Source organism: Streptomyces adustus (genome assembly GCF_009377175.1).
Taxonomy (GTDB): Bacteria; Actinomycetota; Actinomycetes; order Streptomycetales; family Streptomycetaceae; genus Streptomyces; species Streptomyces adustus.
Genome location: NZ_VJZD01000149.1, coordinates 1 through 23,598 on the forward strand (window position 1 = coordinate 1; position 23,598 = coordinate 23,598).

The following is a 23,598-nucleotide window of genomic DNA, read 5'->3' on the forward strand; positions in this document are numbered from 1 at the left end:
CGCCTACGCCGCCGCCCCCGGCCGCCCGACCGCGGGCGCCATCCCGGCCGACCCCGACGAGAACGTGGTCGCGGTCTTCAGCAGCGCCGTCCGCAAGGGCCGCTGGCGCGCCGGACGCCGTATCCACGCGTACGCGATCTTCGGCAGCGTCGAGATCGACCTCAGCGAGGCGCTCTTCGAGTACCAGCAGGTCGTCATCAAGGCGCTCTCGGTCTTCGGCAACGTCGAGGTCCGGGTCCCGGAGAACGTCTCGCTGCGGGGCACCGGTGGTGGTGTGCTGGGCAACTTCGAGGTGGACACGCTGGACGCGGCCGACCCGGACGCCCCCGTCGTCTATCTCGACGGCTGGGCCGTACTGGGCAACATCGAGGGCAAGCCGAAGCGCGGCAGGCTCGTCGGGGACATCCTCGACCGGGTCCAGCGCAAGGTCGACAAGAATTTGCGCAAGCACCTGGACCGTTGACGGTCGTGAACTCTGGGGTCCCCGCGGCGGCGGGGGCCGGACGCGGCGGATGTGGCGCGGGCGTTGACGCGCCCCCGGAATCCTGCGGTTCGGAACTGAGTGCATAGGCACGCGTACAGCGGGTAGGCCTTGCTGCATCGTCTCTCGCTCGCGAAGCCGTCGTCAGGAGTAGACCCGTGCAGCAACCGCCGCATTCGTCCCTGCAGGTAGCTGCCGTACCGGCCCAGCGGGTGCCGGTGCGGGACAGGGACCAGGACGCGCCCTGGCACACCGAGGCGGTGTGCCGGCGCGACGAGGCCGGCCTGTTCTTCGCACCGTCCAAGGAACCCACCGCCGCCCGGCTCTCCCGTGAGGAGGCGGCCAAGCGCGTCTGCGCGCGCTGTCCGGTGATGGTCGAGTGCCGCGAGCACGCGCTGCTCCAGCCCGAGCCGTACGGCGTCTGGGGCGGCCTCACCGCCGCCGAGCGCCGTGTGGTGCTGGCCCGGCGCCGTCGCCGCGAACTCGAACTGAAGAAGGCCCGCGCGGCGAACCGCATAGCGGCCGCGGGCTAGTACGCCGTTGCAGCCCCTGGGCGTGCACAGCCTTCACCTGCGCCCGTGCCCCACGGGCTCGTGGGTCGTTCGTACGTGAAGGGGGCGCTCCCTCCGCACCGGGGGCGCCCCCTTCACGTATGAGTGCGGCCGCCGGGTGCGGCCGCCGGGTGGTGGCTACTTGGCGCGGTCGAAGTCGATCGCGCTGTACGCCCGCAGCTTGCTCAGCCGGTGCTCGGAGTCGATCCGGCGGACCGTGCCGGACTTGGAGCGCATCACGATCGAGTCGGTCGTGGCGGTCTCGGACCGGTAGCGCACCCCGCGCAGCAGCTCGCCGTCGGTGATGCCGGTGGCGACGAAGAAGACGTTCTCGCCGGAGACCAGGTCGTCCGTGGTCAGCACGCGGTCGAGGTCGTGTCCGGCGTCGATCGCCCGCTGCCGCTCCGCGTCGTCCTTGGGCCAGAGCTTGCCCTGGATGGTGCCGCCCAGGCACTTCACCGCACAGGCCGAGATGATGCCCTCGGGGGTGCCGCCCACGCCGAGCAGCAGGTCGACGCCGGTGCCCTCGCGCAGCGCCAGGATCGAGCCGGCGACATCGCCGTCGGAGATCAGCTTGATGCGGGCGCCGGTCTCCCTGATCTCCTTGATGAGACCGTCGTGCCGCGGCCGGTCGAGGATGACGACGGTGACGTCCTCGGGCGAGGAGTGCTTGGCCTTGGCGACCCGGCGGATGTTCACGGACACGGGCGCGTCGATGTCGACGAAGTCGGCGGCCTCGGGACCGGTGACCAGCTTGTCCATGTAGAAGACGGCGGACGGGTCGAACATCGAGCCGCGGTCGGCGGCGGCCAGGACGGCGATCGCGTTCGGCATGCCCTTGGCGGTGAGCGTGGTGCCGTCGATCGGGTCGACGGCGATGTCGCACTCGGGGCCGGTGCCGTCGCCGACCCGCTCCCCGTTGAAGAGCATCGGGGCTTCGTCCTTCTCGCCCTCGCCGATGACGACGACACCGTTCATCGACACGGTGGAGACGAGCGTGCGCATGGCGCGCACCGCGGCACCGTCGGCGCCGTTCTTTTCGCCGCGCCCGACCCAGCGGCCCGCGGCCATCGCCGCGGCTTCGGTCACCCGGACGAGCTCCAGGGCGAGGTTGCGGTCGGGTGCCTCGGAGGGAACCTCTAGTTCGGACGGGAGGTGATGATTCTCGGTCATCGGAGCGCACCTTTCTGATACGGCGACGGCCGGATGAGGGTGTTGGCCACGACTCTATCGCCAGGCTTACAAAATGAGCAGGGCCCCCCACGGATGAGCGCACCGGGCACCTGCGACGATAGGGCGCGTGGCAGGTTCGAACGGCAAGCAGAAGACGGTCCGGGACATGATTCTTTCCCTGGGCCTGATCATGGTCGCGGCAGGTGTCATCTACATCTTCGTCCCGCACGACGATCACGCTCCCGACATCAAGCGGGTCGACTACCGCGTCGAGCTGCTGACGGCACGGCGTGCGGCGTCGTACCCGGTGGCCGCGCCCGAAGGCCTGCCGGGGAGCTGGAAGGCGACGTCCGTGCGCTTCCGGGCCGATGAGTCGGACGCCTGGCACCTCGGCTTCCAGGACCCCGACGGGGAGTACGTGGCCGTCGAGCAGTCGGCTCAGAAGCGCGCCGAGTTCGTCGAGGAGGCGAGCCAGGGCGCGAAGGCGACGAAGGTCACCGACGAGATCGGCGGCCGCACCTGGACCCGTTACACCGGGGGCCGCTACGACGCCCTCGTGCTGGAGGGCACCGACGGCTCCACGACGGTCGTGGCGGGCACGGCGTCCTTCGACCGGCTGGTGAAGATGGCCGGGGCGCTGAAGACGGCGTGAGCGCCGGGCGCGTTCCGATACGTACGCGGGCATGACGAAGGCCCCCGGCTGTGTGCCGGGGGCCTTCGTCATGCCCGGGGGTCCGGAGGTCCGGGGATCCCGGATCCCGGGGGCCGCCGCGGACGGTGGCCCGGGGGTCCGGGGCCGTCTCAGACGGTGGTGACGACCTCGTCGTAGGCCAGGCGCGGGGAGCGCGGGAACCAGGCGTCGGGGCCCGGCTTGCCGATGTTGACCACCATCAGCGGGGTGTGGTCGTCGTCGAGGAACTCCTTGCGGACGCCCTCGAAGTCGAGGCCGGTCATCGGGCCGGCGGCCAGGCCGGCGGCGCGGACGCCGAGGATGAAGTACGCGGCCTGGAGGGTGGCGTTCAGCGCGGCGCTCGACTCGCGCACCGGGCGCTCGCCGAAGACGGCGTCCTTGGCCTGGGGGAAGTGCGGGAAGAGCTGGGGCAGCTCCTCGTGGAACTCGTTGTCGGCGGAGAGGATCGCGACCAGCGGGGCGGCGGCGGTCTTCTGCTTGTTGCCGTCGGCCATGTGCTGGACCAGGCGCTCGCGGGCCTCGGCCGAGCGGACCAGGGTGACCCGCAGCGGCGACTGGTTCATCGAGGTCGGGCCGTACTTGACCAGGTCGTAGATCGCCTGGACCTGCTCGTCGGTCACCGGCTCGTCGGTGAAGGTGTTCGCGGTGCGGGCCTCGCGGAACAGCAGGTCCTGGGCGGCGGGGTCGAGAACGAGAGACATCTGAACCTTCTCGGGACGTGCGTCCGGCCCTGAGGTGCAGGACCGGCTGACTGAACCGACCATAAGCGAGGTGAAGTTCAAAGTTCAACCAAATGGGGAGTGTGGTGATCCGCTTCACAGGCTCCCAGTCACCGCGCGGCCACCCCGCCGAAGGCGTCCGTCCGCCGGGGACCGACCTGCCGAGCGGCTACCCCGCCGAGCCCTCGGCCTCCTCGCCCTCGGCCTCCTCGGCGAGCGCCGCGTCCAGCCGGGCCCGTGCGCCCTCCAGCCACCGCCGGCACACCTTGGCCAGCTCCTCGCCCCGCTCCCAGAGCGCGAGCGACTCCTCCAGCGTCGTGCCGCCCGCCTCCAGCCGCCGTACGACCTCGATCAGCTCGTCACGGGCCTGCTCGTACCCGAGCGCCTCGTCCACCCTGCCGGTCATTCACTCACTCCTGGACATCGACTCGTACGTTGAACTCGCCCTCGGCGACCCGCGCCCGCAGCGCCTCCTGCGGCGCCACCTCGCCCGGGTCCCGGACGACATGCCCGTCCGCCCGCTGGAGCACGGCGTAGCCACGCTTCAGCGTCGCCGCGGGGGAGAGGGCCACCACGCGCGCGTGGGTGTGGCCCAGTTCGGAATCCGCCCGGTCGAGGAGATGACCGAGAGTCCGCCGGCCCCGGCCGAGCAGGGCCGCCACCTGGTCCTCCCGCTCGTCGACCATCCGGTGCGGGTCCTCCATCGAGGGCCGGGCCAGCGCATGGGCGAGACCGCGCTCCTCCCGGTCGACCAGCCCCTGCACACACCGCCGTGCCCGGTCGCGCAGCATCCGCACCCGCTCGTACTCCTCGCCGACGTCCGGTACGACCTTCTTCGCCGCGTCCGTCGGCGTCGAGGCCCGCAGATCGGCCACGTAGTCGAGGAGCGGGGTGTCGGGCTCGTGCCCGATCGCGGACACCACCGGCGTACGGCAGGCGGCGACCGCGCGGACCAACTGCTCGTCGGAGAACGGCAGCAGGTCCTCCACACTGCCGCCGCCGCGCGCGACGATGATCACGTCCACGTCGTCGAGCGCGTCGAGCTCCTTCACCGCCTGCACGACCTGCGGGACGGCGTGCACCCCCTGCACGGGGACGTTGCGCACCTCGAAACGGACGGCGGGCCAGCGGTGCCGGGCGTTCTCCAGCACATCGCGCTCCGCCGCCGAGGCACGGCCGCAGACCAGCCCGACGAGCTGCGGCAGGAACGGCAGCGCCTTCTTCCGCTCGGGCGCGAACAGCCCCTCCGCCGCCAGCGACTTCTTCAGCTGCTCCAGCCGGGCCAGCAGCTCGCCGACACCCACCGGCCTGATCTCCGCGGCCCGCAGCGACAGCTGCCCGCGCGGCGCGTACCACTCGGGCTTCGCCAGGACGACGACCCGGGCGCCCTCGCCCACGACATCGGAGACCGCGTCGAACACCTGCCGGAAGCAGGTGACGCCGACCGAGATGTCGTACGACGGGTCGCGCAGCGTCAGGAACACGACCCCCGCACCCGGGCGCCGCGACAGCTGGGTGATCTGCCCCTCGACCCACACCGCGCCGAGCCGGTCGATCCATCCCCCGATGAGCCGCGAGACCTCGCCGACGGGCATCGGGGCGTCCGCGGACGTGTTCACAGCCATGCGCCCGAGCGTAACGGCCGGTACCGACAATGCGGCCCGGCCCAGGCCGGGTCGACACCGGGATCCGCCGCGCCCGGCGGATCGCGGACGAGGCGGCCGCGACCGGCCGACCGGCCCGCCGACTGCCTCCCCGGGCGGACCGGGGGCAGGCGATCCGTGCCCCCCGGAGGCGGCCTTACGATGGTTCCCATGACTGCTTCGCCTGGCCGCCGTGTCCTGCTCGCCGCCCCCCGTGGCTACTGCGCGGGTGTGGACCGCGCCGTGATCGCCGTCGAGAAGGCCCTCGAACAGTACGGGGCCCCGATCTACGTCCGGCACGAGATCGTGCACAACAAGTACGTCGTGCAGACCCTGGAACGGAAGGGCGCGATCTTCGTCGAGCGGACGGAGGAGGTGCCCGAGGGGAACATCGTCATGTTCTCCGCGCACGGCGTCGCCCCCGTCGTCCACGAGGAGGCCGCGCGTGGCCGTCTCGCCACCATCGACGCGACCTGCCCGCTGGTCACCAAGGTCCACAAGGAAGCCGTCCGCTTCGCCAACGAGGACTTCGACATCCTGCTGATCGGGCACGAGGGCCACGAGGAGGTCATCGGCACCTCCGGCGAGGCCCCCGACCACATCCAGCTCGTCGACGGCCCCGCCGACGTCGCCAAGGTCGAGGTCCGCGACCCGTCCCGGGTCGTCTGGCTCTCGCAGACCACCCTCTCCGTCGACGAGACCATGGAGACCGTCGACGCGCTGAAGGAGAAGTTCCCGCAGCTCATCTCGCCGCCCAGCGACGACATCTGCTACGCCACCCAGAACCGTCAGCTGGCCGTGAAGCAGATGGGCGCCGAGGCGGACCTCGTGATCGTGGTCGGCTCGCGCAACTCCTCCAACTCCGTCCGGCTCGTCGAGGTCGCCAAGCTCGCCGGCGCCCGCGCCGCCCACCTGGTGGACTTCGCCAGCGAGATCGACGAGGCCTGGCTGGACGGCGTGAGCACGGTCGGCGTCACCTCGGGCGCGTCGGTGCCGGAGGTGCTGGTCGAGGAGGTACTGGGCTGGCTGTCCGAGCGCGGCTACGCGGACGTGGAGCTGGTCAAGGCGGCCGAGGAGTCCATCACCTTCTCGCTGCCCAAGGAACTCCGCCGCGACCTGCGCGAGGAGGCGGCGACACTGGTCGCCGAGCGCGGCGGGTCCGGCGCGGCAGCCGACTCCGTGGAGTGACGGTCGGCCCCACGTCGTAACGTAGGGCCATGCAGATCTTCGGCGTGGACATCGGTGGATCCGGGATCAAGGGCGCTCCCGTGGACCTGGACCGGGGCGACCTGGCCCAGGAGCGGTGCAAGGTGCTCACTCCGCACCCGGCCACTCCGGACGGAGTGGCCGACGGGGTCAAGCAGGTCGTCGACCACTTCGGCTGGACCGGCCCGGTCGGACTCACCTTCCCGGGCGTGGTCACCGGCGGCTCCACCATTCGTACGGCGGCCAACGTCGACAAGGGCTGGATCGACACGGACGCGCGCGCGTTGTTCAGTGAACGGCTGGGCGGCCTGCCGGTGACCGTGGTCAACGACGCGGACGCGGCGGGCGTCGCCGAGATGGAGTTCGGCGCCGGCCGCGGCCGCCGGGGCACGGTCATCCTGCTGACCTTCGGCACCGGGATCGGCAGTGCCCTCTTCGTCGACGGGGTGCTCGTCCCCAACACCGAGCTGGGCCACCTCGAACTGGGCGGTCACGACGCGGAGAAGCGCGCCTCCAGCAAGGCCAAGGAGGACGGCGAGCTGACCTGGGAGCACTGGTCCCGCCGGGTCACGAAGTACCTCGCCCATGTCGAGATGCTGTTCTCGCCCGAGCTGTTCATCATCGGCGGCGGCGTCAGCCGCAAGTCGGAGAAGTTCCTCCACCTCATCGAGGGCATCAAGGCCGAGATCGTCCCGGCCCAGCTCCAGAACAACGCGGGAATCGTGGGGGCGGCGATGCGGGCCCTCAAGGAGGGCTAGGCCCTCTGGCGGCGGGCGCAGGGACCCGGACCTTCGTGGTGCCGGGCCCCGGGAGGCCGGGCCGTCGTGGCGCGGGTCCCGGTGGTGATGGGCCCGGGGTGCCCGGTTCACGACAGCGCCCGGTTCACCGGGGTCGTCGGCGTCGGCTCAGCGCTCGCACCTTCCGTACGAGCGCGACCAGCCCGGCGACGAGCGTTCCGCCGTACAGCCACCCGGCCTGGGTGGCGAGCACCGTGATCACTCCCATCAGTCGGCTGCCGAGGCCGCCGCTGCCGTCGGCCATCGACAGCGCCCCCGCCGTGAAGGCGATCGGCACCACGACCGGCGCGGTCAGCAGATCCCCCCGGCGCACCCACAGCGCGGTCAGCACGCACACCGGCAGGAACAGCACCCCGTACACCGTCGGCGACCCGTCGAACAGCAGCAGGTCGAGCCAGCCGAGCAGGATCATCGCCGCCCCGCAGAACAGCCCGGCACCCAGCCCGGTCAGCCGCGGACCGGGCGCCTGCCCTGCGGGCCGGGCGACCGGGGGAGCGGGCCGCCGTAACGTCACCTGGCGGCGCTGCACGGGCCCGTCCGCGGGAGCGTCCGCCCGGGCCGGGCGGGAGGACGGCACGGGCCGGGACGAGGGCGCGGGACGGCCGGACGGGGGCGCGGGAGCGGAGGACGGCCGGGCCGGCCGCGCCGCGCCCGCCCCGCCGCGTCCGCCCTGCGGAGGCAGGGACGAGGTCTTGCCGCGTCGTGGTCCGTGCTGCTGGGGGCGCGTCCTGTGTTGCTCCACTGGACCAACTTAGGTCGGTTTATGTGCCGAATGGCCCGTCAGACACGCCGATGGGCCGAGCTTGGCCAAGCGTTCGACACGACGCCGGTACGGGGCGCGGCACGCCGTAGACTGGTGGATCGGCCCCCTTGTCCCCACCTCTCTCACGTACGGGAAGTCGCAACGTGTCGCTCACGATCGGAATCGTCGGTCTGCCGAATGTCGGCAAGTCGACCCTGTTCAACGCCCTGACCAAGAACGACGTGCTGGCGGCCAACTACCCGTTCGCCACGATCGAGCCCAACGTGGGCGTCGTCGGCGTCCCGGACGCCCGGCTCACGAAGTTGGCCGAGATCTTCTCCTCGCAGCGGGTGCTGCCGGCCACCGTCGACTTCGTCGACATCGCGGGCATCGTGCGCGGCGCCTCCGAGGGCGAGGGCCTGGGCAACAAGTTCCTCGCGAACATCCGCGAGTCGGACGCGATCTGCCAGGTCATCCGAGCCTTCAAGGACGAGAACGTCGTCCACGTCGACGGCAAGGTCTCGCCCAAGGACGACATCGAGACGATCAACACCGAGCTGATCCTCGCCGACCTCCAGACCATCGAGAAGGTCCTGCCGCGCCTCCAGAAGGAGTCGCGGATCAAGAAGGACATCGCGCCGAAGGTCGCGGCGGTCGAGGCGGCCAAGGAGATCCTGGAGAAGGGCGACACCCTGTTCTCCGCGGGCATCGCGCAGGGATCCGGCAAGGAGGAGCTGCTGCACGACCTGCACCTGCTCACCACCAAGCCGTTCCTCTACGTCTTCAACGTCGACGAGGACGAACTGGTCGACGAGGACTTCAAGGCCGAGCAGCGCGCCCTGGTCGCCCCCGCCGAGGCGATCTTCCTCAACGCCAAGCTGGAGCAGGACCTCGCCGAGCTCGACGAGGAGGACGCCATGGAGCTCCTGGAGTCGGTCGGCGCCGACGAGCCGGGCCTGGCCACCCTCGCCCGCGTCGGCTTCAACACCCTCGGCCTCCAGACCTACCTCACGGCAGGCCCCAAGGAGTCCCGCGCCTGGACGATCAAGAAGGGTGCGACGGCCCCCGAGGCCGCCGGTGTGATCCACACGGACTTCCAGAAGGGCTTCATCAAGGCCGAGGTCATCTCCTTCGAGGACCTGGTCGAGACGGGCTCGGTCGCCGAGGCCCGCGCCAAGGGCAAGGCCCGCATGGAGGGCAAGGAGTACGTCATGCAGGACGGCGACGTGGTGGAGTTCCGCTTCAACGTCTGACCGGACCCGCACGAGCGGCCTGACCCACGAGAACGGGGGTCAGGCCGTTTCTGCTGTCCGCGGCAGTTCGCAGAACTCGGAGCAGCCAGGTGTTCGGTCCGATCTCGGGAAGCGTGCCGCCCGCGCGTCGTCAACAGCTGGTGGACGAGTTCGCGGCTGGGTCCGTCAGCGGCAGGTCCGGCTCAGGACGGTTACGGGCGTCGAGGCGGATGGTCATCTGCCGCTCGACCTCGAAGCCGACCGGCGTCACACCCCGGGTCGTCGCGCGCTTACCATGCGCCAAGGTCGTACGTCAGTTCTCATCGCTCGTCCCCTCCGCATCGGGGATCCGGGACTGTCGCCGCCGAGTCGTCCCGCCGCCCGCCGTCCCGTCAGAACCAGGAGCACGGTAACCGTGTCCATACCTCCGCCCCCGGGGACCCACGACCCCGGGCAGCCCCAGCAGCCGCAGGGTCCCCACCAGGCGCCGCCGCCCGCCCCGTACCCGCCGCAGTACGGGGCCTACGGGCAGCCTCCGTACCAGACCTGGGGGCAGGGCTACAGCCCGTTCAACCGGCCCGCGCCCGTCAACGGTCTGGCCATCGCCTCCCTGGTCCTCGGCATCCTCTGCTTCCTGCCGGCGGTGGGACTGGTGCTCGGGGTGATCGCGCTGGTGCAGATCGGGCGGCGCGGCGAGCGTGGCAAGGGGCTGGCGATCGGCGGGACGGTGATGTCGTCGATCGGGCTCGTGCTGTGGACGCTGGCGCTCACCACGAGCGCGGCGCACGACGCCTGGGAGGGCTTCAAGGAGGGCGCCGCGAACAGCGTGAGCGTGCCGGTCGGCGTCGGCGAGTGCTTCAACGCGCCGAGCGCCCAGGACGGTTACACCTACGACGTCGACGTGGTCCCCTGCGGCGGCGAGCACGACGGCGAGGCGTTCGCCGTGTTCGACCTGCGCAAGGGCGCCGACTACCCGGACGACTCCTACCCCGGCGAGACCCATGTCACGGACATCGCCGACGACAGGTGCTCCACGCTCCTGGACCGCTACGCGATGGACCCCTGGGCCGTGCCCGAGGACGTCGACGTGTACTACTTCACCCCGACCGAGGAGTCCTGGGACGTCGGCGACCGCGAGATCACCTGCTTCTTCGGCAACACGGACGAGGACGCCACGCTGAGCGGCTCGCTGCGCAACGACGCCTCGATGCTCGACGCGGACCAGGAGGCCTTCCTGAAGGCGGCCCGCGCGCTGGACACCGCGCTCGCGCAGGAGCCCCTGGACTATCCCGAGGAGGATCTGAAGGTCAACACGGACTGGGCGGGCGACGTCGAGGACGGGCTCGCGGCGCAGGCCGCGGCGCTGCGCGCGCACGACTGGCCGGCCGCCGCCGAGCGTCCCGTGGCCGCCCTGGTGAAGGACGTGGAGGCCGCCCGCAAGGAGTGGGCGAAGGCCGCCGCGGCCGACGACGCGGACACGTTCTACGCGCACTACGACAGCGGGTACGAGTTCATCGACGACGCCGCCACGGTCACCGCGCGCAAGGCTCTGGGGCTGGCCACCACCCCGCCGTCGTACGACGACCACGGCGGCGGCGCGGGCGGCGGCGGGGGCAGTGGCGACCTCGATGTGTGAGCGCGGCCGGAGTGGGGAGAAAGTGCCTGCGTAAAGCCCTCCACAACCACAAGTCATCACATCGAGTGATTCCCTGGCCTTCGCTTGCACGGGACGACCCACGGTTGCCAGGCTGTTGCTGTCTGTACAACCTGATGGGAGCGGCCAGTGACATTCGGTGAGCAGCCGGCGTATCTGCGCGTCGCGGGTGATCTCCGCAAGAAGATCGTCGACGGTTCGCTGCCACCGCACACCCGGCTGCCCTCCCAGGCCAGAATCCGCGAGGAGTACGGCGTCTCGGACACCGTCGCCCTGGAGGCGCGCAAGGTGCTGATGGCCGAGGGGCTGGTCGAGGGCCGCTCCGGCTCGGGGACGTATGTGCGCGAGCGGCCCGTGCCGCGCCGGATCGCCCGCTCCGGGTTCCGCCCGACCGGCGGCGCGACCCCCTTCCGCCAGGAGCAGGCCGACGCGGACACCCGCGGCACCTGGGAGTCCAACAGCGCGCAGGCGGAGGCGAGTGGCGCGGTCGCCGAGCGGCTCGGCATCAAGCCCGGCGACCGCGTGATGTGCACGCGGTACGTGTTCCGGGAGGCCGGCGAGGCGATGATGCTCTCCACCTCCTGGGAGCCGCTCGCGGTGACCGGGCGGACGCCGGTGATGCTGCCCGAGGAGGGACCGCTCGGCGGTATGGGCGTGGTCGAGCGGATGCGCGCCATCGACGTCATCGTGGACAACGTCACCGAGGAGGTCGGCGCCCGTCCCGGCCTCGCGGAGGAACTCCTCGCGCTGGGCGGGGTGCCCGGCCATGTCGTCCTCGTCGTGCAGCGCACGTACTACGCCTCGGGACGCCCGGTGGAGACGGCCGACGTGGTCGTCCCGGCGGACCGCTATCGGGTCGCGTACCACCTTCCCGTGAAGTAGCGCACAACCTGCGCACAACCTCATAACTGTCGCCCCCGCACGGACCTCGGTCGAGGCCGTCGGGGGCGCCGTTGTCTTCCGGTCGTTCTCGCAGGTCGTCCCAGGTCTCTCCGGCATGCCCCGACCGGTTTCGGTGCACTCTGCGCGGGGCGCGTTCGATGCCGTGCGCCCCTGTGGGCTGGCCGGTTGCGTACCTCTTTGTGAAAAGGCGTATTCGCTGCGTGAAGGTTAGGCGTAGGCTCGGGCATATGCGGATTGCGGTTTCGTTAGAAGGCGGGGCGCGGGGCGAAGCGCGGGCGGGAGGGGTGCGATGAACGACGGCGGCACGATCGCACTGCCCTGGCTCGTCATACGGCAGGACGACAACGGCAATCGCTATCGCGTGGGGAGGTACGCGACCCGCGCCGAGGCGCAGAAGATCGCGGACAGCCTCGACCACCGCGGACACAAGCAGCTGTACTGGGTCGAGCGGATCGGGCAGCACGACGACGCCACCCGCAACTGACCTGCCCGCCACCCCGCTCCCGTAGGCTCCGGCCCATGACGGAACGGATCGTGGTGGTCGGGGCCGCCCTGCTCGACGGTGGCCGCCTGCTCGCCGCGCGCCGCAGCGCACCCCCCGAACTGGCCGGACGCTGGGAGCTGCCCGGCGGCAAGGTCGAGCCGGGCGAGACGCCCGAGGCGGCTCTCGTACGCGAGTTGCGCGAGGAACTCGGCGTCGAGGCCGAGGCCGTGGAGCGCGTACCGGGCCGATGGCCGCTGAGACCGCCGTACGTCCTGTATGTGTGGACCGCGCGGCTGCGCGCGGGTTCTTCCGCCCCGAAGCCCCTCCAGGACCACGACGAGCTGCGCTGGCTCACCCCCGCCGAGATCTGGGACGTGGACTGGCTGGAGCAGGATGTGCCCGCGGTGCGGGAGACGCTCGCGCGCCTGGACGCCGAAGCGGACGCCGGCGCGGACACGATCTGAGCTCCCCGTACGCCGTTTGTGCCACAGTGCGCCCCGAAGGGCGGTATCACGCGCCGGATGTCGGGTATGTGCCCATTAACCCCTCGAAACCGGACATGGGGCGATCGGCTTGCCCGGGAAGTGATCGGCGTGATCGACACCGAAGGCGACTGCACCGAATGGACCTTTCCCGCAGACCCCGGCGCCGCCCGCGCCGCGCGCACGGTGGTCCGGGACCGGCTGCGGGGCTGGGATCTCGAATCCGTCAGTGACATGGCGGCCCTGCTGGTCAGCGAGCTCGTGACCAACTCCCTGCGCCATGCCACCGGTCCCATCGGTGTCCGCCTCGTCCGCCCCTCCCAGCGGCGCGGAGTGCTGGTGGAGGTCTCCGACCCGCTGCCCGACCCGCCCCGCGAGCGCGCCGCCCGACCGGAGGACGAGAGCGGCCGCGGCCTGCAACTGGTCGCGTCCTCCTCACGTCGCTGGGGCACTCGCCCCGGATCCGCGGGCAAGACCGTCTGGTTCGAACTCGCGGTGCCGGACTGAGGCATTGAAACCAGTCTCTTCGAGCGGTTTAGGGGCTTATGTCCCCCGAAGTCGTCTGTACGCGCGCCCCCGTCCTGTCGACTGGCCGATTCAGGTCGATGATGATCCCCCGCGGACGTGGTTCGACGGTGTGTTCCCTGGTTAGAAGACTGGAAGTGTTGTCACGGACAGGTCCGAAAAGAACCTGGACCGTGCTGTGATCGTGAACACCGTGTCGTGCGGCACCGTAGTGCTGGATACTGCGGGCAGCCGCCCCCGGTGACCGGTGCCGGGCGCGGTGAGCTGGAGGGGACGGTTCGCGTGAGCGAGATACCAGCGAAGGCGACGGAGTCCGAGGACCCGTCGGGCGGAGCGAGGGCGGATGCCTCGGGCACCGCTGCCCACGCGGAGGTGCCGTCCGGCGATCCCATGTGGCAGATCAGTCCGCCCGGCTCGATGTACGACTACATCCGGGTCGCGTCCTTCTCCATCGGCCCCGACGGGATCGTCGACCAGTGGAGCCTGCGCGCCGAGGAGATCTTCGGCATCCCCGCCGAGCGTGCCGTGGGCATGGATCCCATCCAGGCTTTCGTCGACCCCGACCTGCGCGAACGCGGCCAGCGCAAGATGGCCGAGATCCTCGACGGCCGGGAGTGGACCGGGGTGGTCCCCTTCCGGATGCCGGAGGCCCCGGCCGGAGAGCGCGGCGAGGAGGGACTCGCCGAGGTCTATGTCATGCCGACCCGGACCACGGAGGGTGACAAGGCCGCCGTCTGCATCGTCGTCGACGTCCGCACCCTGCGCAGCATCGAGACCGACCTCGCCGCCTCGCAGGCGATATTCGGCCAATCTCCGTTCGGCTTCCTGCTGATCGACGCCGACCTGCGGGTGCGCCGCGCCAACGAGCGGTTCGCCTCCATCTTCGGCGGCAGCCCCGACGACCACCGCGGCCAGGGCGTCCACGACTACCTGCCGCGCGGCGAGGCCGACCGGGTCTCCGCGACCCTGCGCCGGGTCCTGGAGACCGGCGACTCCATCACGGACATGCACGTCACGGGCTTCGTGCCGGGCTCCGAGGAACGCCGCCACTGGTCCATCAACCTCTACCGCGTGCACAGCGGCAGCGGCCGCCCGATCGGCATCGCCTGGCTCGGCACCGACATCACCTCCCGCCGCGCCGCCGCCCGCGAGGCCGCCGCCGCCCGCCGCAACCTCGCCCTGCTCAACGAGGCCGGCGCCCGGATCGGCAACTCCCTCGACCTGGAGACCACCGCCCGCGAACTCCTCGACGTCGTCGTGCCCGGGTTCTGCGACCTCGCCACCGTCGACCTCTACCAGGGCCTGCTGGCCGGCGACGAGACCCCGCCCGGCCTCGCCGACGGCAGCGCCGAACTGCGCCGCGTCGCCTTCGCCAGCGCCGTGTCCGACGCGCCCTTCGCGGGCGGCGACCGGCCCGTCGCGGTCGGCGCGGTCCACCACTACCCCTTCAACTCCCCGTGCGCGGACGCCCTGCGCACCGCCCGCCCGCTGCACATCCCCGGCGAGGACGGCGGCCTGGTGCAGTCCACGCTCGCGGTCCCGATGGTCGCCCACGACACGGTCGTGGGACTGGCGCAGTTCGCCCGGACGAAGGGCAGCGAGCCGTTCGGCGACCGGGACCGGGACCTGGCGGTGGAGCTGGCGGCGCGGGCCGCCGTCTGTATCGACAACGCCCGCCTGTACCGCCGTGAGCACGAGCGGGCGTTGATCCTGCAACGGTCCCTGCTGCCGCCCGGCGACCCGGTCGCCTCCGGTCTCGACATCGCCTGCCGCTATCTGCCCGGCAACGTCTCCTCCGGCCGCCCCAGCGAGGTCGGCGGCGACTGGTTCGACGTCATCGAACTCCCCGGCCACCGCACGGCGCTGGTGGTGGGCGACGTGATGGGCCGCGGGCTGCGCGCGGCGGTGGCCATGGGCGAACTGCGCACCGCCGTAAGGACCCTGGCCCTTCTCGACCTCGAACCCGCCGAGGTGCTCTCGGCGTTGGACGAGATCGCCCGCGGACTCGGCACCCCCGGCGGGGTCCAGCAGGCCACCCGGGCCGCCCGCCGCCCCCGCGAGGCCGACCTCTCCGAGGTGTACCTCGCGACCTGTATCTACGCGGTCTACGACTCCGTCACCCGCCGCTGCACCTTCGCCAACGCCGGTCATCTGCCCCCCGTCCTCGTCGAACCGGGCGAGGCCGCGCTGATGCTCGACGTGCCGCCCGGGATGCCGCTCGGCGTCGGCGGCGAGCCGTTCGAGGAGGTGGAGGTCGAACTGCCCGAGGGCGCCCTGCTGGCGCTCTACACGGACGGCCTGGTCGAATCCCGCGACCATCCCCTCGACGAGGGACTCCAGGCGTTCGTGGGCGCGCTGACCGACCCGACGCGCCCGCTGGAGGACGTCTGCGACCACGTCCTGCGGACCCTCGACACCCATCACGGCGAGGACGACATCGCGCTGCTGATGGCCCGCGTCCAGGGACTGCCCACCGAGTCCGTCGGCGACTGGACGCTGCCACGCGAACCGCGCAGCGTCGGCCGCGCCCGCGAGTACGCGCGCGGCCAGCTGAACACCTGGGGCCTGGAGCCCCTGGTCGACACCACGGAACTCCTCGTCAGCGAGCTGGTCACCAACGCGCTGCGCTACGGCGAGGGCGAGATCCGGCTGCGGCTGCTCCTCGACCGCACCCTGGTGTGCGAGGTCTGGGACTCCGGCCTGGTCCAGCCCCGGCGCCGACGTGCCCGCGACACCGACGAGGGCGGCCGCGGCCTCCAGCTCGTCGGCCTGCTCTCCGCCGCCTGGGGCTCGCGCCGCACCCCCCGGGGCAAGACGGTGTGGTTCGAACTCCCGCTCCCGGACGGCGAGACGGGCCTCATGGACCCGGCGGAGGCATTGCTCAGCCTGTTCTGAGACACCCACCGACCGCCGGCCGCATACAGGCGTTGCGGGCCTTCCCGGGCGGCACGGGCAGCTGTACGGGCGTTCAGGGCGACCTCGGGCGGCTGTACGGGCTTGCGGGCCGTCGCGCGGGCGGCGCCGGGCGGCTGCACGGCGTTCCGGGCCTCCCCGGGCGGCTCGGGTGGCTGGGACGGGCGCTCCGGGCGGCCTGGAGCGGTCGTACGGGCGTTGCGGGCCGCTGCGCAGGCGCCGCGGGTGGATTCCCGCGGTCACGGGGGCGCCTGCCCCCTGCGGTCGCGGGTGCGGGGGCCGCCGAAGCTCGGGGGCGTGCCGTCCTGCGCGGCGCCGGGCGACAGCAGGCCGCCGAGCACCGCCCCGGCGAGGCCGCTCTCGTGGGCGGTGGGCCCGTTGTGCGGGTTGCCGTGCGTGCGTACGTCCAGCTCGGCCAGCTCCCGGGCCTGCGTGGCCAGGTCGCCGCAGGCCAGGGCATCCGTCATGACCTCCGCCAGGACGTCCGCAGGTACCTCCGCCGGGACACGCACCGGGACGTCGGCCGGGACGTCTGCCGAGATGTCCGCCGACGCGTCCGCCGGGACGCCGAGCGGGACACCGGCCGGGGCGTCCGTCGAGGCTCCCGCCGAATTATCTCCCGGGGCACCCGCCACCCCGTCCTGCGGGACGCGGCCGCCCGACCGGCCGTCCACCCGGGCCAGGCAGCGTTCCGCCGCCGCCAGCCGGGTACGGGCCTCGGCACCGACCACCCCCCGGTGCGTCGTGACGAAGCCGCCCGCGCCCGCGACCTCGGACCGGGCGACCAGCGACGCGGCGGCCGCCAGCACCCCGCCCCGCCCGGTGTCCAGCGGCGCGGTCGCCCCGACGACCCGGCGCAGCAGGCCCAGCGGATCGTGCGGACGCCGTGCGGTCACCTCCTGACGTACGGAGTCCAGTACCGCGTCCGCGTGCAGCAGCCGTGACCGCAACTCGCCCGAGGGCACCGCGGGCAGCGCCGCGGGCCCGGCCGCCCGCACCCGCGCGAGCTGGGCCTCCGCCCCCGTGAGCGCGGCCGGCAGCCACCGCGCGGCCGTCGTCAGCGCGGTCGCGAGCCGGTGCACCTCGTCCACGAACACCGCCGCCTGGGCCACCCCGCCCTCGGCGGCCCGCAGATGCAGGGCGGCCCGCCCGAGCTCGCCGCGATCGGCGGTCTGGCGGGCCCGGTTGAGCCGGGAGGTGGCGAACACCAGCCGGTCCTTGGCCTGTTCGACGTACCCCGTGACCCCGGCGCTCGCCGTCGGCGCGTACCGGACCGCCAGGTCGGCGAGCGTCGCCTGCGCCGTTCCGGTCCGGCCGGCCAGCTCCCGGAACCGAGCCTCCGCCGCCTCCAGCGCCGCGCCGGTACCGAATTCCGGACCGCGCAGCCGGTCGAATCCCGCCGCCTCCGCGTCCAGCCGCCGCCCCGCCTCCGCGCACCGGCCGTCGATGCCCGCGAGCGCGTGCCGCCGGGCCGCCTCCTCCGCCGGTACGCCCTCGTCGTAGCGCTGCCGCATCGCGAAGGCGGCGGCCAGTTCGGTCTCGGCCTCCCGCACCGCCCGCGCGTACGGTGCCGCGGGCCCGGTTCCGGACAGGGCCACCGCGCAGGCGAGTTCCTCCCGGCTGGTGCGTATGCAGTCGTCCGCCTCGACGAGTGACGCCCGTGTCCGCCGGTCCAGTTCGGCCAGCGGTTCGACGGCGGGTGCGGTGGATGGGCCGCCGGGGGTCGTCCGGGTACGGGCCCGACGGGTGCGCCGTACGTACCCGTAGCCCGCGACCACGCCTGCCGCGCCCACCGCCGCGAGCGGCAGGACGAGATCGACGGCGGACGCCTGGGCCGCTTGGGAGGCGACCGGGGTGCAGACGGGCCGCGGGTCGGTGATCGCAACCGGCGGGTCGTTCTGTGTCGTCATCCCTGGCAACACCAGCCACACGAGCCCAAGGACCCCGCCCAGCGCGGCATGTGCCACCTGCACGGGTATGTGCGAGGTCGCACGCCGTGGCCGGCCCCGGAACAAGGATGACGTCACATTTGGGAGCGTATGGCCGCCCATGCGGGCACGCGAGCGGTGTGCGTCCGGGACGGGGCGCCAGGGGCGGGCCGAGACACGAGGGGGACCTGGGATGGACCACACAGACCCGAACCCGGACACGCACACGAAGGCAGGAGCGAACCCGGACGCGGCCCCGGACCCGGACGCAGCCCCGGACCCGGGCGCGGACGCGGCCCCGGACCCAGCCCGGCACCCGGGCGCGGACGCGGCACCGGACGCACCCCGGCACCCGGGCGCGGACCCAGCCCCGGACGCAGACGCAGACGCGAACACGAGCGCAGACCCCGACGCGAACACGAGCGCAGACCCCGACGCGAACGCCGTCACCGGTCCCGCCGACGACTCCGGCGCAGCCCCCACCTCCACCCGCCGCCGCCGAGGCGCCCGCCGGGCGGTGCGGATCGCCCTCGGGCTCGTCCTGGCCCTCCTGCTGCCGCTGCTCGCCGCCGAGACCGCCCTGCGGGTGAACTACACGGGCGACCCCGCCGACGGCACGTACACCCGGGGCCGGGACGCGATCTGGCTCGGTCACGCCTGGGTCGACGGGCGCAAGCGCGACGCCGACATCACGGCCCTGGCCCATCGCCTCGACGGCAGCGGCATCCGCGACCTCTACGTCCACGCGGGCCCGCTGGAGCACGACGGGACGCTTCCCAAGTCGTCGTACGCGCAGGCGGGTTGGCTGATAGCGGCCGTGCATCGCGAGCTGCCCGGCATCCGGGTGCAGGCCTGGCTGGGCGACAAGCTGGCCACCGAGGGGCCGGACGGCATGCGTCTGGAGCGGGCCGCGACCCGCGCCGCGGTGGTCCGCTCCACCCGCGAGATCCTCGCCGCGGGCTTCGACGGCGTCCACTTCGACCTGGAGCCCCTGCACTCGGGCGACGGCAACTACCTCGCCCTCCTCGACTCCCTGCACAAGGTCACCGCGGCCGCCGGTGTGCCGCTCTCCGTCGCCTCCCACCAGATCGACCCGCTCCCCGGGTTCCACTCCTTCTGGGGAACCGTCGCCGGGCACCCGAAGTGGTGGTCCCAGGAGTTCTTCGGGCAGGTCGCGCGCCGGGTCGACCAGATCGCCGTGATGTCGTACGACACCATGCAGCCGCTGCCGAGCACCTACGGGGGCTATGTCGCCCAGCAGACCTCCCTCGCCCTGGAGGTCACCCCGCCCACCACCGACCTGCTGATGGGGCTGCCGTTCTTCCACGAGAACCGCTTCGGGCACTGGGCACACGCCGAGACCGTCCCCGCCGCGGTCCGCGGGGTCCGCCTGGGCCTGTCCCGCACCGACCACGACCGCGCGAACTTCGGCGTCGCCCTGTACGTGGACTTCGCGGCGACGGAGGACGACTGGACGGGCTACCGCGAGGGCTGGGCAAATCCGCGATGACCACCTGGCGTGCGCATGGTCCCTGGTGGGACGATGACTGCCATGCACATGATTCTGGTCGTCCTGGCGGTGCTGGCCGTGGCGGCGACGGCGGGGTTCGGCATCGCGGGCGTCACGACCGGCTGGGTGGTGCCGTTCGGCCGGCACCGCGTCCTGCGTCCGAAGCTGTGGGGGTACGGCCAGCTGCTCGGCGCGGTCGGGATGTCCCTGTGGATGTTCCTCGGCGTGCTGCCCGCGAAGTTCGACACGCTCCCGCTCATCGGCTGGTTCCTGTGGATGGGGAGCCTGGGCGTCCAGTGGCTCGCCCAGCGCCCCGGCCGCACCCCCGGCGCCGTCACTCCGGAGAACGCCTCCTGATCTTCGACCCCAGCCACACCAGCGGGTCGTACTTGCGGTCCACCGCCCGTTCCTTCAGCGGGATCAGCGCGTTGTCGGTGATCTTGATGCCCTCGGGGCACACCTCCGTGCAGCACTTGGTGATGTTGCAGTAGCCGAGGCCGTGTTCGTCCTGGGCCGTGCGGCTGCGGTCCAGCCCGGTCTCGGCCGCCGCGTCCAGCGGATGCATGTCCAGTTCCGCGACCCGCATCAGGAAGCGCGGCCCGGCGAACGCCGGCTTGTTCTCCTCGTGGTCGCGCACGACATGGCAGGTGTCCTGGCACAGGAAGCACTCGATGCACTTGCGGAACTCCTGCGAGCGGTCCACGTCCTCCTGCTGCATGCGGTACTCGCCGGGGCCGAGCCCGGCAGGCGGCACGAAGGACGGAACCTGCCTGGCCTTGGTGTAGTTGAAGCCGACGTCCGTCACCAGGTCGCGGACCACCGGAAAGGCGCGCAGCGGGGTGACGGTGATCGTCTCGTCCCGGGTGAACACCGACATGCGGGTCATGCACATCAACCGGGGACGGCCGTTGATCTCCGCCGAGCACGAACCGCACTTGCCCGCCTTGCAGTTCCAGCGGACGGCGAGGTCGGGGGCCTGGGTGGCCTGGAGGCGGTGGATGATGTCGAGGACGACCTCGCCGTCGTTCACCTCGACCGCGAAGTCCTCCAGCCCACCGCCCTTCGTGTCCCCGCGCCACACCTTGAAGCGGGCCTCGTAGCTGCTCACTCGTAGAGCTCCTCTTCGGCGAGGTACTTGACCAGCTCCTCCTTGTCGAAGAGGGCGAGCAGGTCCGGTCGGATGGGATCGGTGTTCTCGCGGGTGAGGGAGATCTGCCCGCCGTCCGGTTCGGGTTCCGCCGGATCCCCGGCCGGGTCGGCCAGCCGGCAGATCAGGTTGGCGCGGCGCCACCTGCGGTCCATCGTGGGGTGGTCCTCGCGGGTGTGCCCGCCGCGCGACTCGGTGCGCTCCAGCGCGGCCCGCGCCACGCACTCGCTGACCAGCAGCATGTTCCGCAGGTCCAGGGCGAGGTGCCAGCCGGGGTTGAACTGCCGGTGGCCCTCGACCCCGGCCCGCCGGGCCCGTACCCGCAGCTCGGCCAGTTTCTCCAGGGCCTGCTCCATCTCGGCCTCGCGGCGGATGATGCCGACCAGGTCGTTCATCGTCTGCTGGAGTTCCTGGTGCAGGGTGTACGGGTTCTCCGGCGGCTGCCCCTCCCGCCCGTCCGGCGCCGGTCCCTCCGCGGAGAACGGCCGTAGCGCCTCCGCCGCCGCCCGGTCGACCTCGGCCTCGTCCACCGCCGGCCGCCCGTCGGCCAGGCCGGCCGCGTGCTCGGCGGCGTGCAGGCCCGCCCGCCGTCCGAACACCAGCAGGTCGGAAAGGGAGTTGCCGCCGAGCCGGTTGGAGCCGTGCATCCCGCCCGCGACCTCACCGGCCGCGTACAGCCCCGGCACCCCGCGGGCGGCGGCCGTGTCCGAGTCGACCGCGATGCCGCCCATCACGTAGTGGCAGGTGGGCCCGACCTCCATCGCCTCCGCCGTGATGTCGACGTCGGCCAGCTCCTTGAACTGGTGGTACATCGAGGGCAGTCGGCGCCGGATCACCTCGGCGGGCATCCGCGTCGACACATCCAGGAACACCCCGCCGTGCGGGGAGCCGCGGCCCGCCTTCACCTCGGAGTTGATGGCGCGGGCGACCTCGTCGCGGGGGAGCAGTTCGGGCGGACGCCGGTTGTGGTCCGGGTCCTCGTACCAGCGGTCGCCCTCCTCCTCGGACTGGGCGTACTTCTCCTTGAAGACGTCGGGGATGTAGTCGAACATGAACCGCTTGCCCTCGGAGTTCCTGAGCACCCCGCCGTCGCCGCGCACCGACTCCGTGACGAGGATGCCCTTCACCGACGGCGGCCAGACCATGCCGGTCGGGTGGAACTGGACGAACTCCATGTTCAGCAGCGGCGCCCCGGCCAGCAGGGCCAGCGCGTGCCCGTCGCCGGTGTACTCCCACGAGTTCGACGTCACCTTGAACGACTTGCCGATGCCGCCGGTCGCGATCACGACCGCGGGTGCCTCCAGGACGAAGAAGCGGCCGGACTCGCGCTCGTAGGCGAACACCCCCGAGACCCGGCCGCCGGCGTCCTTCAGGACCCGGGTGACCGTGCACTCCTGGTAGACCTTGAGACGGCTCTCGTAGTCGCCCGTCTCCCGGTGGTCCTCCTGCTGGAGGGCGACGATCTTCTGCTGGAGGGTCCGGATCAGTTCGAGGCCCGTGCGGTCGCCCACATGGGCCAGGCGCGGGTACTCGTGGCCGCCGAAGTTGCGCTGGGAGATCCGGCCGTCCTTCGTACGGTCGAACAGCGCGCCCCAGGTCTCCAGCTCCCACACCCGGTCCGGCGCCTCGCGCGCGTGCAGCTCGGCCATCCGCCACTGGTTGAGGAACTTGCCGCCGCGCATGGTGTCGCGGAAGTGGACCTGCCAGTTGTCGTGCTCGTTGGCGTTGGCCATCGCCGCGGCGATGCCGCCCTCGGCCATCACCGTGTGCGCCTTGCCGAACAGCGATTTGCAGATGACGGCCGTACGGGCGCCGCGCTCACGCGCCTCGATCGCGGCGCGCAGACCGGCGCCGCCGGCCCCGACCACGACGACGTCCCACTCCTGACGGTCGACCACGGACATCAATAGGCCCCACTCGTTAGTAGAAGCGCGGATCGGTGGAAGCGTGGATCGTCAGAAGAAGCGGGGGTCGTCGAAGACCCCGGACGCGACGAGGTACACGTAGAAGTCGGCGAGCGCCACGCTCACCAGCGACGACCACGCCAGCAGCATGTGACGTGCGTTGAGCCGCCCGACGAACTGCCACATCCGGTAGCGCACCGGATGCCGGGAGAAGTGCTTGAGCTTGCCCCCGACGATGTGCCGGCAGGAGTGGCAGGACACGGTGTACGCCCAGATCAGCGTGATGTTGACCAGGAAGACCAGGGTGCCCAGACCCATGTGGCCCCAGCGGTAGTGCTCGTCGCGGAAGGACAGCACGGTGTCGTAGGTCAGGATCCCGGCCACGACGATCGCGGCGTAGAAGAAGTACCGGTGGATGTTCTGGAGGATCAGCGGGAAGCGGCTCTCACCGGTGTACGTGCGGTGCGGCTCGGCGACCGCGCAGGCCGGCGGCGACGCCCAGAAGCTGCGGTAGTACGCCTTGCGGTAGTAGTAGCAGGTCAGCCGGAAGCCCAGCGGGAAGATCAGGATGATGATCGCCGGGGAGAGCGCCCACCAGCTGCCGAAGAGGTCGGCGTTGGGTCCCGCGTGCATGGTCCGGCAGTTCTCCGCCAGGCACGGCGAGTAGAACGGCGAGACGTACGGTGCCGCGTAGTAGTGCGCGTTCGAGAAGGCCCGCCAGGTCGAGTACACGATGAACGCGAGCAGCCCGGCGGCGGTGGTGGCCGGGGCCAGCCACCACCGGTCGGTCCGCAGGTGCGGGGCGTCGATCGCGGCGCGCGTCGCGGACCGGACGCCGCCGCTGTTCGGATGAGGTTCCGTACCAGTGGCCAACTTGGGGACTCCCGGTCGGGGTCAGGGGGCGGGTCCGGTA

General features: G+C 72.0%; 23 protein-coding genes and 1 pseudogene. 14 read left to right on the top strand and 10 right to left on the bottom strand.

The window, feature by feature from the left end; all coding sequences use genetic code 11:
• Both FNH09_RS29510 and FNH09_RS29515 read left to right on the top strand, forming a co-directional pair.
• The coding region (locus tag FNH09_RS29510) for a LiaF domain-containing protein (RefSeq protein WP_152892967.1) at positions 1 to 463 on the top strand (463 nt) is incomplete at its 5' end.
• Positions 464 to 639: 176 nt separating this feature from the next.
• Entirely contained in the window at positions 640 to 1,014 is a 375-nt protein-coding gene (locus FNH09_RS29515) for a WhiB family transcriptional regulator (protein ID WP_162469284.1), read from the top strand.
• A 156-nt stretch (positions 1,015 to 1,170) separates the two neighbouring features.
• Here the strand turns inward: FNH09_RS29515 and glpX are convergent, their stop codons facing one another.
• Entirely contained in the window at positions 1,171 to 2,205 is a 1,035-nt protein-coding gene (gene glpX / locus FNH09_RS29520; RefSeq protein ID WP_152892968.1) for a class II fructose-bisphosphatase, read from the bottom strand.
• 127 nt (positions 2,206 to 2,332) lie between these two features.
• On the opposite strand from glpX, the gene FNH09_RS29525 reads away from it, so the two are divergent.
• A complete protein-coding gene (locus tag FNH09_RS29525; RefSeq protein ID WP_162469285.1) occupies positions 2,333 to 2,857 on the top strand; it encodes a DUF4245 family protein in 525 nt (174 codons plus the stop codon).
• 149 nt (positions 2,858 to 3,006) lie between these two features.
• Here the strand turns inward: FNH09_RS29525 and FNH09_RS29530 are convergent, their stop codons facing one another.
• The 3 genes from FNH09_RS29530 to xseA form a co-directional block, all read right to left on the bottom strand.
• Entirely contained in the window at positions 3,007 to 3,597 is a 591-nt protein-coding gene (locus tag FNH09_RS29530; RefSeq protein WP_152892969.1) for a malonic semialdehyde reductase, read from the bottom strand.
• 187 nt (positions 3,598 to 3,784) lie between these two features.
• Positions 3,785 to 4,021, bottom strand: a complete 237-nt coding sequence (locus FNH09_RS29535) for an exodeoxyribonuclease VII small subunit (RefSeq protein WP_152892970.1) — start codon at positions 4,019 to 4,021, stop codon at positions 3,785 to 3,787.
• A gap of 4 nt (positions 4,022 to 4,025) precedes the next feature.
• Positions 4,026 to 5,240 carry an exodeoxyribonuclease VII large subunit gene (gene xseA / locus FNH09_RS29540; RefSeq protein ID WP_152892971.1) on the bottom strand — a complete coding sequence of 405 codons (1,215 nt, stop codon included), beginning with the start codon at positions 5,238 to 5,240 and terminating at the stop codon, positions 4,026 to 4,028.
• Between the two features lie 180 nt (positions 5,241 to 5,420).
• Here xseA and FNH09_RS29545 point away from each other — a divergent pair, with 180 nt between their 5' ends.
• Both FNH09_RS29545 and ppgK read left to right on the top strand, forming a co-directional pair.
• Entirely contained in the window at positions 5,421 to 6,446 is a 1,026-nt protein-coding gene (locus FNH09_RS29545; RefSeq protein ID WP_152892972.1) for a 4-hydroxy-3-methylbut-2-enyl diphosphate reductase, read from the top strand.
• A gap of 29 nt (positions 6,447 to 6,475) precedes the next feature.
• The gene (gene ppgK / locus FNH09_RS29550) at positions 6,476 to 7,222 is read left to right on the top strand and encodes a polyphosphate--glucose phosphotransferase (RefSeq protein ID WP_152892973.1); all 747 of its coding nucleotides are present in this window, start codon (positions 6,476 to 6,478) and stop codon (positions 7,220 to 7,222) included.
• A gap of 124 nt (positions 7,223 to 7,346) precedes the next feature.
• Here the strand turns inward: ppgK and FNH09_RS29555 are convergent, their stop codons facing one another.
• Entirely contained in the window at positions 7,347 to 8,003 is a 657-nt protein-coding gene (locus tag FNH09_RS29555) for a DUF6542 domain-containing protein (RefSeq protein WP_162469286.1), read from the bottom strand.
• Positions 8,004 to 8,167: 164 nt separating this feature from the next.
• Between FNH09_RS29555 and ychF the strand changes: the two genes are divergently transcribed.
• Positions 8,168 to 9,256 carry a redox-regulated ATPase YchF gene (gene ychF / locus FNH09_RS29560; protein ID WP_162469287.1) on the top strand — a complete coding sequence of 363 codons (1,089 nt, stop codon included), beginning with the start codon at positions 8,168 to 8,170 and terminating at the stop codon, positions 9,254 to 9,256.
• Positions 9,257 to 9,419: 163 nt separating this feature from the next.
• Here ychF and FNH09_RS47795 read toward each other — a convergent pair.
• Positions 9,420 to 9,500 (bottom strand): annotated as a pseudogene (locus tag FNH09_RS47795) (Uma2 family endonuclease); the annotation flags it as partial.
• Between the two features lie 150 nt (positions 9,501 to 9,650).
• On the opposite strand from FNH09_RS47795, the gene FNH09_RS29565 reads away from it, so the two are divergent.
• The 6 genes from FNH09_RS29565 (at position 9,651) to FNH09_RS29590 (ending at position 16,178) form a co-directional block, all read left to right on the top strand.
• Positions 9,651 to 10,871, top strand: a complete 1,221-nt coding sequence (locus FNH09_RS29565; protein ID WP_162469288.1) for a DUF4190 domain-containing protein — start codon at positions 9,651 to 9,653, stop codon at positions 10,869 to 10,871.
• 147 nt (positions 10,872 to 11,018) lie between these two features.
• Positions 11,019 to 11,771, top strand: coding sequence for a GntR family transcriptional regulator (locus FNH09_RS29570; protein WP_162469289.1), 753 nt, complete (start codon positions 11,019 to 11,021; stop codon positions 11,769 to 11,771).
• A gap of 310 nt (positions 11,772 to 12,081) precedes the next feature.
• A complete protein-coding gene (locus FNH09_RS29575; protein ID WP_152892976.1) occupies positions 12,082 to 12,276 on the top strand; it encodes an SPOR domain-containing protein in 195 nt (64 codons plus the stop codon).
• A 35-nt stretch (positions 12,277 to 12,311) separates the two neighbouring features.
• Positions 12,312 to 12,740, top strand: coding sequence for a (deoxy)nucleoside triphosphate pyrophosphohydrolase (locus FNH09_RS29580; protein WP_152892977.1), 429 nt, complete (start codon positions 12,312 to 12,314; stop codon positions 12,738 to 12,740).
• 66 nt (positions 12,741 to 12,806) lie between these two features.
• Positions 12,807 to 13,265 carry an ATP-binding protein gene (locus FNH09_RS29585; protein ID WP_152892978.1) on the top strand — a complete coding sequence of 153 codons (459 nt, stop codon included), beginning with the start codon at positions 12,807 to 12,809 and terminating at the stop codon, positions 13,263 to 13,265.
• 300 nt (positions 13,266 to 13,565) lie between these two features.
• On the top strand, positions 13,566 to 16,178 hold the full coding sequence (locus tag FNH09_RS29590) for a SpoIIE family protein phosphatase (protein WP_162469290.1): 2,613 nt from the start codon (positions 13,566 to 13,568) through the stop codon (positions 16,176 to 16,178).
• 257 nt (positions 16,179 to 16,435) lie between these two features.
• On the opposite strand, the gene FNH09_RS29595 is transcribed toward FNH09_RS29590, so the two are convergent.
• A complete protein-coding gene (locus FNH09_RS29595; protein ID WP_152892979.1) occupies positions 16,436 to 18,106 on the bottom strand; it encodes a hypothetical protein in 1,671 nt (556 codons plus the stop codon).
• Between the two features lie 211 nt (positions 18,107 to 18,317).
• On the opposite strand from FNH09_RS29595, the gene FNH09_RS29600 reads away from it, so the two are divergent.
• Positions 18,318 to 19,634 (top strand): glycoside hydrolase family 18 protein, encoded by a 1,317-nt coding sequence (locus FNH09_RS29600; protein WP_152892980.1) that lies wholly within the window; start codon positions 18,318 to 18,320, stop codon positions 19,632 to 19,634.
• 42 nt (positions 19,635 to 19,676) lie between these two features.
• Positions 19,677 to 19,991, top strand: a complete 315-nt coding sequence (locus FNH09_RS29605; RefSeq protein ID WP_152892981.1) for a hypothetical protein — start codon at positions 19,677 to 19,679, stop codon at positions 19,989 to 19,991.
• Here FNH09_RS29605 and FNH09_RS29610 read toward each other — a convergent pair.
• The 3 genes from FNH09_RS29610 to FNH09_RS29620 are packed head-to-tail and all read right to left on the bottom strand — an operon-like array spanning position 19,969 to position 23,558.
• A complete protein-coding gene (locus FNH09_RS29610) occupies positions 19,969 to 20,742 on the bottom strand; it encodes a succinate dehydrogenase/fumarate reductase iron-sulfur subunit (RefSeq protein ID WP_162469291.1) in 774 nt (257 codons plus the stop codon). The two genes, FNH09_RS29605 and FNH09_RS29610, sit on opposite strands and share 23 nt — an antisense overlap.
• Positions 20,739 to 22,685, bottom strand: coding sequence for a fumarate reductase/succinate dehydrogenase flavoprotein subunit (locus FNH09_RS29615; protein WP_152892982.1), 1,947 nt, complete (start codon positions 22,683 to 22,685; stop codon positions 20,739 to 20,741). The genes FNH09_RS29610 and FNH09_RS29615 overlap by 4 nt, the downstream gene beginning before the upstream one ends.
• 51 nt (positions 22,686 to 22,736) lie before the next feature.
• A complete protein-coding gene (locus tag FNH09_RS29620; RefSeq protein WP_152892983.1) occupies positions 22,737 to 23,558 on the bottom strand; it encodes a hypothetical protein in 822 nt (273 codons plus the stop codon).
• Positions 23,559 to 23,598 lie beyond the last annotated feature (40 nt).

What these genes read in the sequence shown, in the direction of transcription:
- FNH09_RS29530 (WP_152892969.1), bottom strand. Translation starts at nt 3,597, where the DNA reads ATGTCTCTCGTTCTCGACCCCGCCGCCCAGGACCTGCTGTTCCGCGAG.
- FNH09_RS29585 (WP_152892978.1), top strand. Translation starts at nt 12,807, where the DNA reads ATGTGCCCATTAACCCCTCGAAACCGGACATGGGGCGATCGGCTTGCC.
- glpX (WP_152892968.1), bottom strand. Translation starts at nt 2,205, where the DNA reads ATGACCGAGAATCATCACCTCCCGTCCGAACTAGAGGTTCCCTCCGAG.
- FNH09_RS29575 (WP_152892976.1), top strand. Translation starts at nt 12,082, where the DNA reads ATGAACGACGGCGGCACGATCGCACTGCCCTGGCTCGTCATACGGCAG.
- FNH09_RS29545 (WP_152892972.1), top strand. Translation starts at nt 5,421, where the DNA reads ATGGTTCCCATGACTGCTTCGCCTGGCCGCCGTGTCCTGCTCGCCGCC.
- FNH09_RS29615 (WP_152892982.1), bottom strand. Translation starts at nt 22,685, where the DNA reads ATGTCCGTGGTCGACCGTCAGGAGTGGGACGTCGTCGTGGTCGGGGCC.
- FNH09_RS29600 (WP_152892980.1), top strand. Translation starts at nt 18,318, where the DNA reads ATGGACCACACAGACCCGAACCCGGACACGCACACGAAGGCAGGAGCG.
- FNH09_RS29605 (WP_152892981.1), top strand. Translation starts at nt 19,677, where the DNA reads ATGCACATGATTCTGGTCGTCCTGGCGGTGCTGGCCGTGGCGGCGACG.
- FNH09_RS29595 (WP_152892979.1), bottom strand. Translation starts at nt 18,106, where the DNA reads ATGACGACACAGAACGACCCGCCGGTTGCGATCACCGACCCGCGGCCC.
- xseA (WP_152892971.1), bottom strand. Translation starts at nt 5,240, where the DNA reads ATGGCTGTGAACACGTCCGCGGACGCCCCGATGCCCGTCGGCGAGGTC.
- ppgK (WP_152892973.1), top strand. Translation starts at nt 6,476, where the DNA reads ATGCAGATCTTCGGCGTGGACATCGGTGGATCCGGGATCAAGGGCGCT.
- FNH09_RS29580 (WP_152892977.1), top strand. Translation starts at nt 12,312, where the DNA reads ATGACGGAACGGATCGTGGTGGTCGGGGCCGCCCTGCTCGACGGTGGC.
- FNH09_RS29535 (WP_152892970.1), bottom strand. Translation starts at nt 4,021, where the DNA reads ATGACCGGCAGGGTGGACGAGGCGCTCGGGTACGAGCAGGCCCGTGAC.